This is a genomic window from Enterococcus sp. AMC1251, from assembly GCF_058216535.1.
Genome location: NZ_CM177098.1, coordinates 2,880,675 through 2,894,121 on the forward strand (window position 1 = coordinate 2,880,675; position 13,447 = coordinate 2,894,121).

Consider the following 13,447-nt stretch of genomic DNA (forward strand, 5'->3'; position numbering starts at 1 on the left):
TACTATCACTATACTTTAAACCAATCAAAATTTACAATCAAATTTTTTCATAAAAAAACAGCAATCCTTACGATCACTGATTTTTCCCTTTAATTTTCAATTTTACCTTCATTACTATGTTTATAACCGTAAGCAAAATAAATAACAAATCCTAATACTAATGCTATGGCGAACGCTTTCCAAGTTGCCGACTGTAATTGTAGCATCAAACCAATACTAACGATGACGAGTAAAATTGGAACAAACGGGACAAATGGAATTTTAAATTCTCCTGGTTTAGGATCCCCTGCTACTTTTCTCAATCGGATAATGCCAATCGCCATCACGATTAAATACATCAAGGTCACAATATTCGTCAGCTCAGCTAAAAGCTCCATCGGTACTAATCCAGCAAAAATCATTGTACAAATACCCGCTACATACGTTGCGTTTTTCGGCGTTCGATTTTTTTCATCGATTTTACTCATAAATTTTGGCAGCAAGCCATCTTTACTAATCGCATAGATAATTCTAGCTAAACTGTACATCATTGAAATAGTTACAGTCAATAACGTTAAAATCGCTCCAACTGAAATCACCGCCGCTACACCATCGCGATGAACAAAACGCATAGCAAAAGCCACAGGATCTTTCACGCCAAGCACATCAAACGGCACAATCCCTGTTAAAATCAGCGTTACGATCACATACAAAACAGTGGCTATGATAATCGATCCAATAATTCCTTTCGGGATATCCTTTTGCGGATTCTTCACTTCTTCCGCTGTCATACTCACTGCATCAAAGCCTAAAAAAGCAAAGAAAACCACAGCAGCTCCACTTACTACACCTGAAAAGCCAAAAGGCATAAACGGTTCCCAGTTCGTAGGTTTCACATAAAAAATACCGACCACTAAAAACAGTGCAATAATGCCAAATTTAACAAAAACCATCACATTATTCAAACGCAAAGCAGTTTTCGTTTCTAATGATACCCAAAATGTAACAGCTAAGAGAACCAACATAGCAATCAAATCAACATATGTACCCTTCTCTGGATTATACGCACCGCTTAAAGCTCTAGGCAAATCAATCCCAAGGCTGTTTAAAAATCCATGAACATAACCAGACCAGCCAGAAGCCACAGAAGATACCGCTAGAAAGAATTCACAAATCACTAACCACCCAGTCATCCAAGCAACAAGTTCGCCAAATACAACATACATATAGGCGTATGGTCCGCCAATTGCCGGAATTCTTGATGCAAACTCTGCATAACATAAACCAGCTAAAATAATTGCTCCTGCAGCAACTAAAAATGACAATGACAACGCAGGCCCTGCATATTGTTCAGCCGCAACCCCTGTCACTACAAAAATTCCTGTTCCAACAATTGCACCGATTCCAAGCATAATCAGATCCATTGTTTTTAACTCTTTTTTCATTGAACTTGGCTCACTCGATACAGCCGTCAGCTCTTTTTTTCGAAACATCGACATTTCTTTTCCTCCAATAAATCAATCCATTTTCTAGTTCTAATAATTGCAAAAATCCCCTCATAAAAATAGAGACCGAGACAAAAGCTTATTTCCGAATAAACTGCTTTTTTCTCGCCGTTTATTCGGATTTAAAGCGCGAAACAAAACTGATTTTCAGTTTTGTCCCACGCTCTTCATATACCCTAAAAGAATACCACCTAAAATAACGAATAAGCAACCAATAACAACAGATCTCATTTGTTTTTTAGACTTGCGCTCGCCAAGTAAGTAAATTCCCCCTAACGTTGAGATGATAATCCCCATTTGAGACAATGAAAAACTAATTGCCAAACCAATTTGGCGCATCGTCATCAACATACAAACATTTCCTAACCCCCATAAAAATCCACAGCTCATATTTCGCCAAACATAACGATCCAATTTAACCTTTTTAAATGCAAAGAAGCTAGCACCTATTACCATCCCAATACTCTGAGGTAAAATGATTCCCATTGGATCGAGACCAGCCGCATTAATAATAATTGTATACGCTCCATAACCGATCGTTGAAGCGACCAACACACGCAACCCTTTGTTAAAATCAAAGATCTTATTACTTATTTTTGCACTACTATCATCATCTTGTCGAGTTGTTAAATAAGCACCTAGCACCAACAAGCCTAGAGCAATAAAGCCTAAAAGAAAATCTCTACTTCCTTTCCATTCATGAAAAAATACAGCTCCCGCAATCGTATTGACGATCAACTGCATTCCAGTTGAAACAGGCAACCCTACAGATACCCCTAAATACTTCATGCCATGAAATTGTTGGTTTTGTCCAACACTCCAAAATAAACCAGACAAAACACCAATTGCGATCATTTCACTAGTAATTACTGGCTGCTCAATAAAAAAGACTATAACCGAAAAGATCAACGCACCTATGGTCATCCCAAGCGTCTGCTGATTTGCGCTACCGCCTATTTTCCCGCTAAAAAGAGCGATGCTCCCCCATGCAAACATCGGAATCAAAGCCACTATTATCTCCATAATATACTCCTATCAAAAATATGATAGGTTTAGTCTAACAATAAAGCAACAAGCTGTACAATAAAAAATGAAAAGAAATAATAGAAAGACAAGCTATTTTTTTAATCGAAATAAACTATATCTTCAAACTTTTTATCAAGAGCGATACATAATACGAGGGTTAGCTTAGCCGTTGGATTGAACAGACCTGTTTCTATAGAACTAATTGTATTATGGGAAGCACCTACTAGTTGTGTTAATTGTACTTGAGATAAACACTTAGCTTTTCTTATGGTTTTCAAATGATTTTTAAACTTTAATTCTTCATCCACGACCTATTACCACGTCCTTGTAAAGGATAGATCAAAAAAAACGATTACGAGCGAAAAGATCAGTCCTCCATAATTTGTCTTAAAAAATACTTTATTGCTCTACACCTTCTTGACTACTTGAATTACGCACTTCCCCCAACATTACTTCTTTGTTCATAGTTCTCTCCTTTAATAATTGTTAAAAAAAAATCGACAAGTAAACTTGTCAATAATTTTAAACAGAGAGATTGGAACAAAAGCATTTATTTCCGAAGCTTTCAAATCTTAGTGCTTTAGCACTTAGAATTTGATGTGATCGAAAATCAGCTGTCATTGTTGTAAAACACAGTGAATAGAATGAACTGACGTTGCACAGTACCCACTTGTTTTTTTGGAGTTAAACTCTTGTTCCAACCACATCAACTCTCATTCATGAAAATTAGCGTATTTTTAAATAAATAGCATTTAATCGGTAAATAAACTTTTCATTTTTCTTAATATATAAGGACGCTGTTGTTAATATAATTTAATCAGGATTACGAGGAAAATCAGATTGTGCGTTCGTATTTTTTCATACATCCTTAGCGCAATAAAATATTAAAATAAATTGACACTTGACTAACTGGCGACAAACTGCTGATGAAGCCTTACATAGACAACATAAATTGTCTATACAAGTTTCCTATTGTTAGTACAACGCTACCGTCTATCTTTTCTCATTAAAATAACTCAAAAACGGGAATAATAGCTTCATCGTTGTTCCCTCTCCTTCAACTGATTCTATCGTTAATTGATGACCTAACTTATCAGCAAGACTTTTCGCTAAATATAAACCTAAACCTGTTGAGTGCTGTTCACTCGTTCGACCATTTTCTCCCGTAAATCCTTTGTCAAAAATACGTCGTTGATCTTCTTTTGGAATACCGATTCCGGTATCTTCCAAAAACAACCAAACGCCTTCTTTTGTTCGTGAAAAACGAACAGTGATTTCACCACTTACCGGAGTATACTTAATCGCATTACTCACTAATTGTTTAAAAATAAAGGCAACCCACTTTGCATCTGTTAACACGAGTTGGTCATTTCCTTCAAATGAAAAACGCAGATTCTTTTGAATAAAATAATTTCCCTGCGTACGAATCACAGACTGAACAATTTCTTTCAACGAATATTCCTGAATCAAATAATCTCTAGAAAAACTGTCCAACCGAGCATAATAAAGAACCTGCTCTACATATTCATCTATTTTTCCTAACTCGTTTTCAACTAAATAATACTTCTTTTCTGAAATATCATCTTCGATTGATTGTAAAATCAAATTCACAGCAGCTAAAGGGACTTTGATTTCATGAACCCATGAATCGATATAATCTTTTTGATCCTGTTGATTATTAATCGCTTGTTGCATAATTTGCTGATGTTCGACTAACAAGCCATTGATGTAATTCTGGACTAACATTTCCTCTGAGCTTGAAGCCTTACTTAAATATTCCTCTAAAGAAGGAGGCTGTTCGCTAATGTCCAAGGAACGCCACCAACTTTTTTTTAATGAATAATCGATTGCTAAAAAAAGAAGCAAAAATAAGCCCTGCAATAATACCAAATAACCCATTACCGAAAGATTCACAACCATATCCGGAGATAGCCATAAAATAAAACACGTCACTCCAATAAAAAATAACCAGCCAATTAATAGAAGCCAATGATCTTTTAAATATTTATAAATTGTCAATTTATTCTCCTATTCTATGGAACGATATACCCTTGCCCAACTTTAGTTTCGATGTAACCTTCAAGACCAGCCAGTTCAATTTTTTTTCTCAAGCGATTGATATTGACGGTCAACGTATTGTCATCTACAAAACGTTCATCTTCCCACAAAGCACGTAATAATTTCTCTCTCGTTAAAATTTTTCCATGCTTCTTGATTAAAATATACAGTAAACGATACTCATTTTTGCTTAAGTCGATCACTACTCCATTAATTTCCATACTGCCATTATCAACGTTTAACGTAATTCCATTATGAGACATAATCTCACTGCCAACTTCTGAATAATTGTATGAGCGACGTAGCAAGGCATTGATTTTTGCAATCAGCACATCGATTTGAAATGGTTTCGTAACAAAATCATCAGCGCCCATGTTCATCGCCATGATCATATCCATGTTAGTATTCCGGCTGGAGATAAAAATGATCGGAATTTTAGAAATTTCACGGATCTTCTGACACCAATAGTAACCGTCAAAAACAGGAAGATTGATATCCAACAAAACCAGTTGCGGATCTTCTCGCTGAAAATCTTCTAAAACATTGTTAAAATCCGTCGTTCCAAATGTGTCAAACTGCCATTTCTGCAATTCTTCGCTGATTAGCTCACGAATCGTTGTCTCATCTTCTATAACCATGATTTTTGCCATCGTTTTCCCTCCAGTTGTTTATTACTATTGTACCTTATCAGAAAAACTTCGTCATTCATATAGGACTTTTAGCTGAATTTTTAATAGAAAAAAAAGAATGAAGTAAAACCAAAATCCGCTTTCTTCACTCTTTCAAAATTTACTCTAAAATAGCAATGCCACTATTTTCGATTGCTTTTCCAATAAACAAAAAGATACCATCCAAAAGTAAAATCGTCATATTCACACCAAAAAAGATCGATAATTTTTCGATTCCTTGGATCTCTTCTTTTGTTCTAAGAATCAGATACAAAATAAAATTACTACCATATGTAAAAATTGTCAGCATTATAACTAATTCTACCACTATTTTTTCTCTCCGCAACGACTTTCATATTTTTGTATACTCTTACATTTTACGATAATCAGACCCTTTTTTAAAGAAAAGAATCACTTATTTTTTGATGCATAAAAATTTTGAAAAAAATAATTTCTATACGATCAATTCATTGCCTTATTTACTCAAATCTAGCAATTTATTTGGATTTACTTGTACTTCTACCTTTTTTTATTTTTAGTCTAAAATACTCCTAATAGCGTTATTTTTCTTTTAAAGAAATAGACAACTTACACTAAAAAAACAATAATCCTTCGATTCACGTAATTTTTTTCCAACACTTTATTGACCCTAAAAGGGTTTTCCTATAAAATGAATGTTAGATAGAAACGAATAAGATAAAAAAAAGCACTTCATAGTTTAGCTACCAACTAAACCATGAAGCCCTGAACAGTCAGTGAACACCTGACCAATCAAGTTGCTTAAGCCAATACTTATACATTGACATCTTCCATTTTACTCAATTTTGATAGAAATTTCTAGAGGTTTATACTAGTTTTTTCTGACTTGGATATGTTTATGCTTATTTATTGAACTTACAATGGCGTTGGATGTGTGTCCAACGCCATTTTTTTGTGTATTCGTTTCTATCTAAAAGAACACTTGCTTACTTTTTAGATCATAAATTATAATTGTCAGCCAACCATTGACTAAATTTAAAGCTGATCCCAACCAGCTTTTACCCATTCTCCTGGATGATTTAAAGAGTAAGCAGTGATCTTAAAAACTAATAGTCAATTACTACTCCCAAGTATTCTTTAAGAAATAACAATGATCAAAACCAATGTAACCTTTTTTCAATACTTCCTTTTATATGAATATCATTGTTTGTATTTTCTTTATTGATGACTATTAGGGCTGGAAATAAGCAATGATGCTTATTTCCAGTTTTTTTAATTGCTCTGAATGACTCACTTTTATTGCAGCTTCTCTATTCGATTATCCAATCAAGGAATATAGATAGTGTCATCTTGCTGTTACTTGTTCCATTATTTGAAATCTTTTGCTCTGCTAAAATCTTTTTTGGAAATACAAATTGACCGATCGTTTCATGATCGAGTATGGTAATAATTAATTTTTCTGATACTGAATTAAAATGATATGGTTCATTTTTATTTGCTTTATCTTTTCCCCAAAATATAACAAAGTATTCACGTTTTTAGGTGTTACTTTTGCCTTTCTACTTCAAAAGGCATGATTTCCTATAACAAATATTGTTCCTTCATATTCCTAATTTTGTTGTTTCACCTTGAAATCTTCTGTAGGATACTCACTGATTTTTTTAAGATCTTTGATAAATAATCCACTGATCCCATTATGATACCTCTATTATTCTTCATCAGACTTATGTAATGATAGATATCTCAATCAGATAATTCTTTGAGAAATCGACCACGTTTCATACTCCGGCATATCAAAAATATATTTTTCTCTATGTGTTTTCTTGTATTCTCGTTCAATTAAGCGAATCGTATCAAGTGCTGTATCATTTTCCAAAGCATGTCCATTAAAGATATAGAAAATGACCAGCGTACACTTTTCATCTATTGCCATCAATTTGGGTAAAGTTAAAGCCAATGTAGTAGAATCTACACATTTAACTAATTGATTGGCTTCCATTGCTAAATCCTGATAATAGTCGATAAACTCCTGATCAATTTTGATGGTTGGGTCTACTTTTTCGACATATTCTTTTAACTGAATGTTCCATAAAAATGCTTCCATACTATTTCCTCCTAATACTTAACAACCATTCTAAGAATCTTACCTCTAGAAAATCCCTGATTAATCAATTTCATTTTCCTTATCGAATATCTCTTATTAAGATAGCACAAATGATCTCACTTTTTCCATCAAAAACTATATTTTTTTTGCATAAAAATGATATATTATTTATTTTTTATACTTTTTACTACTTTAATATTTTAAAAAGATTTTTTCCAATAGTATTGATTGATGTACAAGTCGATTTCACGTAATTGAACAGATTCGATATGTTGGCTTTTAATAAAATAAAAACTTCTTTGATATTCTTGACTTAGAGGATGCCATTCCATCCCGGAAGTAAGTGCTTTCTTCGATAGGATTGATTGACCGATTCCTTGCTCCAAACATTTAACGATCATTTCATTATTTTTCACGATCATTTTTTTGGGGATCAAATTATGTTCTAAAAAATAGCGTTCTGTATAATGAAAAACACCAGAATTTTCTTCCCGAACCAACCATAACTCTTCAGAAAAATCACCAACATGAACTAACTCATCAGATAAAATTTCTTTTCGAATAATCGGGGTTGTTCTTAAAGGTTTTTCGATAAATCCAAAATGTGCTTGATGCTTTTCGATTTTATCTAATACTTGCTCAGAATTATCCATATCTAATACAAACGAAACTTGATGAAATTGCTGAGTCAATTGCTCCAGCAATTCTGGCAAATAATAAACCGCAAATGTATTAGAAGAAATAATTTTACAAGTTTCTCTCGGCGTTTCCTGTATTTTCAAAGCTTGTAAGGTATCTTCCCAATCATCTGACAGATTAAGTAAGTGATCGTATAAAATATCGGCGGGCTTTGTCGTAAGAACTTCTTGCCGTCCATTTCGAATAAATAGCTGGATACCAAGCTCTTCTTCCAATTGTTTGACCTGGTTAGAAACGGCGGGTTGGGAAATAAATAATTGATCCGCTGCCTTTGAAAAGTTTTTTGTTTCATAAACAATACGAAATGTTTTCAGTAATTTAAACATAGAGAGCCTTTCCATTCGTTTTAGTTATAGATATCATTTTAACTATTTATTTCTCAAATGCAAATTATTTCGTTATACTGAGTTTATAAGTAGATAATCAAGGAAAGAGGATGGTTGATTCAGTGAAAAATCACAAAGCAAGATACTTTTATTTAACAAAAATCGGGATCATTTTACCTGGACTGATTACAGCTTTTATTGTAGCAATTATTAGTAAAGTCGCAGCAATTTGGTTACCAACAATAGGTGCTGCAACAATTGCTATTTTATTGGGAATTTTACTGGGCAACACTTTTTTGAAAAATCCAATTTTAGAAAAAGGAACTAAAATAGCTGAAAGCAAGCTGTTAGAATTTTCCGTTGTGTTATTGGGTGCCACCGTTACGTTTCAAACCATTTCTCAAATCGGAATCAAAGGCGGAATTTTTGTTTTTTCACAAATGACTTTGACAATCTTAACTTCTTATATGCTTGGTAAAAAAATGCTGTTTTCAGATAATATGTCTCTACTGATGGCTGGCGGAAATGCGGTCTGTGGTTCCTCTGCAATTGCTTCGATCGCACCTGCCATTCAAGCAAAAGAAGATGAAAAGGGACAAATCATTACATTAGTCAATTTGCTAGGAACAATTTTGATGTTGTTATTACCTCTTATCGGCTCTCTTATTTATGGCAGTGATATTTTAGCAAAAAGTGCCTTGATTGGCGGAACACTACAGTCTGTCGGACAAGTCGTAGCAAGCGCAAGTATGGTTAGTGGACAAGTCGTAGAGCTTGCTATGTTGTTTAAAATCATGAGGATTATGTTACTTGTAATCGTCGTTTACCTTTTTGGTAGATTCAAACAGCAAAAATCTGAGGTTTCCTCAACTGTAGAAATAACACCTAAGAAAAAGAACTCCGCTTTACCTTGGTATGTGGTGGGATTTGTTTTGTTTTGTGTTATAAATAGTCTAGTTCAGTTACCAGTAGAACTAAGTGAAACGGCTCACTTCTTTAGTGGTTGGTTTGAAATCACTGCTTTAGCTGCCATCGGTTTACGCTTAGATTTTCAAAAATTTTTCAAAGAAGGGAAACGCTTCTTGATTTATGGGTTGTCTGTCGGACTCGTTCAAATTATTTTGGCTATTGCACTGATTTCTTTATTGAGAATTTAACTAAAAAACATACTAAGACTAGAGGGGGAACTTATCGATGGATAAGTTCCCCCTCTAGTCTTAGTATGTTCTTCCACTATTATTTATCTGTTTGTTGATTCTCATCCACACGAGATTTAAACCCAGCATATGATTTATTTCCACTTAAATTTAGCACAAACAATACAATTACCAGAGATAAAATTGATACAGATAATAGTAATGTTTGAACTGCATCGCCATGCAATACCATTAACTGTCTTAAAATTGCTGTAATACAAATCAGTATTAAATACCTTATTGGAATATGGTGACCTTCTTGAATATAGCGAATCACCATCATAATAAACTCAAATAACATGAAAAATGCCACAACTTCCTGCATAACGACAGATAAGTTTTTAGGCGTCATTGGTTTATTAATAAATGTACCAATATCAAACAATTGACGAATCATAAAAATCAAAATAAGTAGGGCAAGTACTCCTAAAACAATGTCCAAAACCCAATTGACATATTTTTTCATAATTCCAAATCTCTGTTCCTCTTTCATTTTTTTCCTCCTAAATTTAAAAGCATAGTGGGCTCGTTTGGCTCTGACTGAAAAACAGGAAAAATTGACTGTGTCGCTTTTCGTCACTTTCCATTTTTATCTTTTTTAAGAAGAGCTAGCCCATGAAGTCAGTTAGTACAAAACTGTTACATCAGTCTATCTAAAACATTCGCTATTCTTTTCCTATAAGAATAATATAACATTTTTTTAATGCGATGTAAAAATCTAAACTTAAAAGAAAGCTACATTCTCCTCTTACTCTGGATCTTTTTTCACGGAATTAATCTAAAATGATTTAGCAAAAAATACAACTAAAGTCCGATTACCCCTAGAAATAACTTATGTTATTTTATTATTAGAACATTCGGAGGAATTAATCTATGGACATAAAATTAAATGCTTTTCACTTAAAAGTTATCGCCATCGTGGCTATGTTACTCAACCATGTAGGTAGTGGCTTGGATATAATCAAGTATTCAGATCAATTATTTTTCTTTACAGCGTTCATTGGTAAACTCACTTTTCCTATAATGGCCTATTTATTAGTTGAAGGTTTTTATTATACACGAAATATCAAAAAATATGCAGCCCGATTGACATTTTTCTGGATTATTTCAATTTATCCTTTCCATGCCTTATTTCATCCAGAGCACAGTTTCAGTCTACTGGAGCTTGTCAATAATATTTTTTTCACTCTTTTGATGGGACTTATTTTAATTTCTTTATATGATAAAACCGCAAGTAAATTCATTCACGTGGTATTAGTTATTATCTTTTCATTCGCCACAATTATGTCTGACTGGACTTTAATTGGTGTTTTGATTATTTTTGGTTTTTACCGTATTAAAACTGTTAAATGGAAGAAAATTATCCCTCCAGTTTACGCAACTTTATTCGTATTTTCATTCCTATTAATTGCTTACCTTATTTCGCCTAGTTCAGTTCCTTGGTATGAATTAATTTCTGTTTTTGGTATTTTGGTAACGATTCCTTTGCTTTCAAATTACAACGGTGAACGTGGCTATTCTTCAAATTGGGTCAAATGGGGATTTTATTTGTTCTATCCATTGCACATGGTCATACTCATCTTAATACGTGGAATGTTGTAATCGGTTTGTTGTCTTAAATAACAAGCAAGATTAACTCAGAATTTTATCTAAAGAAATTGATTCCAGTGTATTGATTTTAGTAAATGTATAATATAAAATGAATTTAACCGTCACTCGCTTTTCTTGCAAAACTTAAGAAATTATTTTATCAACAAAAATGTAAGGGTTTCCATTTTTTCGCAAAAATAAAGGAGGAGCATAATATGAACACTTTCTTAGATAAGTTACAAGCTAAATTAGGACCAATTGCTTATAAGCTTGATTCTAACCGTTATCTTTCAGCAATCAAAAATGGTTTCTTTGTCGCCATGCCCTTATTAATCATTGGCTCTATGTTTTTATTAGTCACACAATTACCGTTAGAACCGTATACTAATTTTATGAAATCTGTTTTGGGTGATAATTGGATGTCGCTATTTTTGCAGGTAAATGATATGACGATGAATGCCATGACCTTATTTGTTATTTTAGGAATCTCTAGTGAAATGGCAAAATATTATTCAGTGGATCGAAGTTCTATTCAAGCAATTGCTCTTGTTGCATTTTTGGTCTTAACACCAATTACAATCACTGATACTGGTTCGTTTTTACCATTAGGTAACTTTGGTGCTTCTGGTTTATTTGTCGGCATGATCACAGCAATTCTAGCGGCTGAAATTTTCCGTTGGGTGGTGCAAAAAGGTTGGACGATCAAAATGCCTGATTCTGTTCCTTCTAATGTTGCAAAATCTTTTTCAGCTTTAATTCCAGGCTTTTTTGTGGTAATCATATTTAATTTGATTCGAATTGGTTTTACCTTCACAGCTTATGAAACAGCTCAAAATTTCATTTTTGAAGTCCTACAAACACCACTCTTAGCTTTAGGTAGCTCCCTCCCTGCAACATTGATTATTTTATTATTTGAAGCACTGTTGTGGTCTTTTGGGATTCACGGTTCGAACATTGTAGGTGCTGTGATGCAGCCAATTTGGATAGCACTAACAGTTGAAAATGCTCAAGCTTTTGCTAGTGGTGAGAAATTACCAAATATTGTAAACTACCAATTTTATAGTAATTTTGTAAAACTTGGGGGCTCTAGTGCAACCATTGGTTTAGCTATAGCTTGCCTATTTTTCGCAAAATCTTCTCAGTTTAAAACACTAGGAAAGCTATCTTTTGCCCCAGCAATTTTTAATATCAACGAACCTTTAGTTTTTGGTATTCCAATCGTGCTGAATCCAATGATGCTGATTCCCTTTGTCATAGCACCACTTTTGATGTGCCTTTTAGCCTATACAGCGATGGCTACTGGTCTTGTTCCACTGGCTAACGGTGTGAATTTACCATGGACCATGCCACCAATAATTGCTGGCTTAATGGTCAGCGGTTGGCGTGGCGCTGTTTTGCAAATCGTTCAGATTTTCTTGAGCTTTGGGTTGTATTATCCATTCTTTAAAATGGAAGATTTAAAAGCCTATAAGATTGAGATAGAAGGTGAAACAGCTTATGACACGGAAGTTAAAGCAGAGATTGCCGAGAAAACTTAGTCTAACAATAACTAAAAAAAGCGAAAAATCAACTATCGATTTTTCGCTTTTCACTTTTTGTATTGTATTAAATACTACCAAAAGCGAGCACGATTGCCGCTAAAATATTGTTTAAAAAGTGAATTGACATGCTAACTTCTATACGTTGAGTCTTATAATAAGCCATAGAAAAAACCAAGCCCATCAAAATATAAATCAAAAAACTGATTAGATCGGTTGGTCCATGGATCAAACCAAATGAAATCGAACTAAGTGCAATGGCAACTATCGGAAATCGTTCCAACCAATAACCAATAATACCGCCTCTAAACACAATTTCTTCCATAATTGGTGCTGAAATACCAATCAACAATATGATCAACAAAGGATTTTCACCAGTAAATATCGTTTGAATCACAGCATCATTCGCTGTTGTCTCTGTTCCTTGAGTATTTAACAAAAGCGTTCCCCCAATGGCAATCACTCTTGCCAAAATATAACCACCGACAATGATCCCGACATTTTTCTTAGTAAAAAAATCCATTTTTAAATTTAAAAAACCTAATTTCTTTCCTAAAAAAACTAGTAACCAAATATTTCCAATCACAATCAAGATTAAAATAATTGATACAAGTAACGATAATTTTTTTTCTCCCATGCCTAGAGAAAGCGTTTTTGACACTGTAAATACAGTCATACCTATCTGACTTACTAAAAATAAACCAACTAAAATAAAAAACTTTTTAATATACCCCATTTTTTTTACTCTCCTTTTTATTGAATAAATTTTTCTAACTACT

Annotated in this window: 13 protein-coding genes and 1 pseudogene; 3 read left to right on the forward strand and 11 right to left on the reverse strand. The window is 33.6% G+C overall.

The window, feature by feature from the left end; translation table 11 throughout:
• Positions 1-89 precede the first annotated feature (89 nt).
• The 9 genes and pseudogenes from AC4BBR_RS13600 to AC4BBR_RS13640 all read right to left on the reverse strand — a co-directional run bounded on the left by AC4BBR_RS13600 (position 90) and on the right by AC4BBR_RS13640 (position 8,344).
• Positions 90-1,478 (reverse strand): amino acid permease, encoded by a 1,389-nt coding sequence (locus AC4BBR_RS13600; protein ID WP_490460044.1) that lies wholly within the window; start codon positions 1,476-1,478, stop codon positions 90-92.
• Positions 1,479-1,631: 153 nt separating this feature from the next.
• Positions 1,632-2,507 (reverse strand): GRP family sugar transporter, encoded by an 876-nt coding sequence (locus tag AC4BBR_RS13605; RefSeq protein ID WP_490460045.1) that lies wholly within the window; start codon positions 2,505-2,507, stop codon positions 1,632-1,634.
• A 101-nt stretch (positions 2,508-2,608) separates the two neighbouring features.
• Positions 2,609-2,818: a helix-turn-helix transcriptional regulator gene (locus AC4BBR_RS13610; protein ID WP_490460046.1), complete on the reverse strand. Its 210-nt coding sequence runs from the start codon at positions 2,816-2,818 to the stop codon at positions 2,609-2,611.
• Between the two features lie 685 nt (positions 2,819-3,503).
• The gene (gene sapS / locus AC4BBR_RS13615; RefSeq protein ID WP_490460047.1) at positions 3,504-4,529 is read right to left on the reverse strand and encodes a two-component system sensor histidine kinase SapS; all 1,026 of its coding nucleotides are present in this window, start codon (positions 4,527-4,529) and stop codon (positions 3,504-3,506) included.
• Between the two features lie 14 nt (positions 4,530-4,543).
• Positions 4,544-5,218 carry a two-component system response regulator SapR gene (sapR, locus tag AC4BBR_RS13620; protein ID WP_490460048.1) on the reverse strand — a complete coding sequence of 225 codons (675 nt, stop codon included), beginning with the start codon at positions 5,216-5,218 and terminating at the stop codon, positions 4,544-4,546.
• 139 nt (positions 5,219-5,357) lie between these two features.
• Positions 5,358-5,564: a hypothetical protein gene (locus AC4BBR_RS13625; RefSeq protein ID WP_490460049.1), complete on the reverse strand. Its 207-nt coding sequence runs from the start codon at positions 5,562-5,564 to the stop codon at positions 5,358-5,360.
• A 961-nt stretch (positions 5,565-6,525) separates the two neighbouring features.
• A pseudogene (locus tag AC4BBR_RS13630) lies at positions 6,526-6,741 on the reverse strand (MepB family protein); the annotation flags it as partial.
• A gap of 221 nt (positions 6,742-6,962) precedes the next feature.
• A complete protein-coding gene (locus tag AC4BBR_RS13635; RefSeq protein WP_490460050.1) occupies positions 6,963-7,319 on the reverse strand; it encodes a DUF7006 family protein in 357 nt (118 codons plus the stop codon).
• A gap of 200 nt (positions 7,320-7,519) precedes the next feature.
• Positions 7,520-8,344 carry a LysR family transcriptional regulator gene (locus tag AC4BBR_RS13640; RefSeq protein WP_490460051.1) on the reverse strand — a complete coding sequence of 275 codons (825 nt, stop codon included), beginning with the start codon at positions 8,342-8,344 and terminating at the stop codon, positions 7,520-7,522.
• Positions 8,345-8,454: 110 nt separating this feature from the next.
• Here AC4BBR_RS13640 and AC4BBR_RS13645 point away from each other — a divergent pair, with 110 nt between their 5' ends.
• The gene (locus tag AC4BBR_RS13645; RefSeq protein ID WP_490460052.1) at positions 8,455-9,501 is read left to right on the forward strand and encodes a YeiH family protein; all 1,047 of its coding nucleotides are present in this window, start codon (positions 8,455-8,457) and stop codon (positions 9,499-9,501) included.
• A 79-nt stretch (positions 9,502-9,580) separates the two neighbouring features.
• Here AC4BBR_RS13645 and psiE read toward each other — a convergent pair whose 3' ends face one another.
• Entirely contained in the window at positions 9,581-10,033 is a 453-nt protein-coding gene (psiE, locus tag AC4BBR_RS13650) for a phosphate-starvation-inducible protein PsiE (protein ID WP_490460053.1), read from the reverse strand.
• Between the two features lie 380 nt (positions 10,034-10,413).
• On the opposite strand from psiE, the gene AC4BBR_RS13655 reads away from it, so the two are divergent.
• The gene (locus AC4BBR_RS13655) at positions 10,414-11,142 is read left to right on the forward strand and encodes a TraX family protein (RefSeq protein WP_490460054.1); all 729 of its coding nucleotides are present in this window, start codon (positions 10,414-10,416) and stop codon (positions 11,140-11,142) included.
• 203 nt (positions 11,143-11,345) lie between these two features.
• Positions 11,346-12,668, forward strand: coding sequence for a PTS cellobiose transporter subunit IIC (celB, locus tag AC4BBR_RS13660; protein WP_490460055.1), 1,323 nt, complete (start codon positions 11,346-11,348; stop codon positions 12,666-12,668).
• A gap of 67 nt (positions 12,669-12,735) precedes the next feature.
• Here the strand turns inward: celB and AC4BBR_RS13665 are convergent, their stop codons facing one another.
• Complete coding sequence (locus AC4BBR_RS13665) at positions 12,736-13,404, reverse strand: CPBP family intramembrane glutamic endopeptidase (protein WP_490460056.1); 669 nt, start codon at positions 13,402-13,404, stop codon at positions 12,736-12,738.
• Positions 13,405-13,447 lie beyond the last annotated feature (43 nt).

Excerpts from the sequence above, each read along its gene's own strand:
- AC4BBR_RS13605 (WP_490460045.1), bottom strand. The coding sequence starts at position 2,507 with ATGGAGATAATAGTGGCTTTGATTCCGATGTTTGCATGGGGGAGCATC.
- AC4BBR_RS13600 (WP_490460044.1), bottom strand. The coding sequence starts at position 1,478 with ATGTCGATGTTTCGAAAAAAAGAGCTGACGGCTGTATCGAGTGAGCCA.
- sapR (WP_490460048.1), bottom strand. The coding sequence starts at position 5,218 with ATGGCAAAAATCATGGTTATAGAAGATGAGACAACGATTCGTGAGCTA.
- AC4BBR_RS13640 (WP_490460051.1), bottom strand. The coding sequence starts at position 8,344 with ATGTTTAAATTACTGAAAACATTTCGTATTGTTTATGAAACAAAAAAC.
- psiE (WP_490460053.1), bottom strand. The coding sequence starts at position 10,033 with ATGAAAGAGGAACAGAGATTTGGAATTATGAAAAAATATGTCAATTGG.
- celB (WP_490460055.1), top strand. The coding sequence starts at position 11,346 with ATGAACACTTTCTTAGATAAGTTACAAGCTAAATTAGGACCAATTGCT.
- AC4BBR_RS13665 (WP_490460056.1), bottom strand. The coding sequence starts at position 13,404 with ATGGGGTATATTAAAAAGTTTTTTATTTTAGTTGGTTTATTTTTAGTA.
- AC4BBR_RS13635 (WP_490460050.1), bottom strand. The coding sequence starts at position 7,319 with ATGGAAGCATTTTTATGGAACATTCAGTTAAAAGAATATGTCGAAAAA.
- AC4BBR_RS13645 (WP_490460052.1), top strand. The coding sequence starts at position 8,455 with ATGGTTGATTCAGTGAAAAATCACAAAGCAAGATACTTTTATTTAACA.
- AC4BBR_RS13655 (WP_490460054.1), top strand. The coding sequence starts at position 10,414 with ATGGACATAAAATTAAATGCTTTTCACTTAAAAGTTATCGCCATCGTG.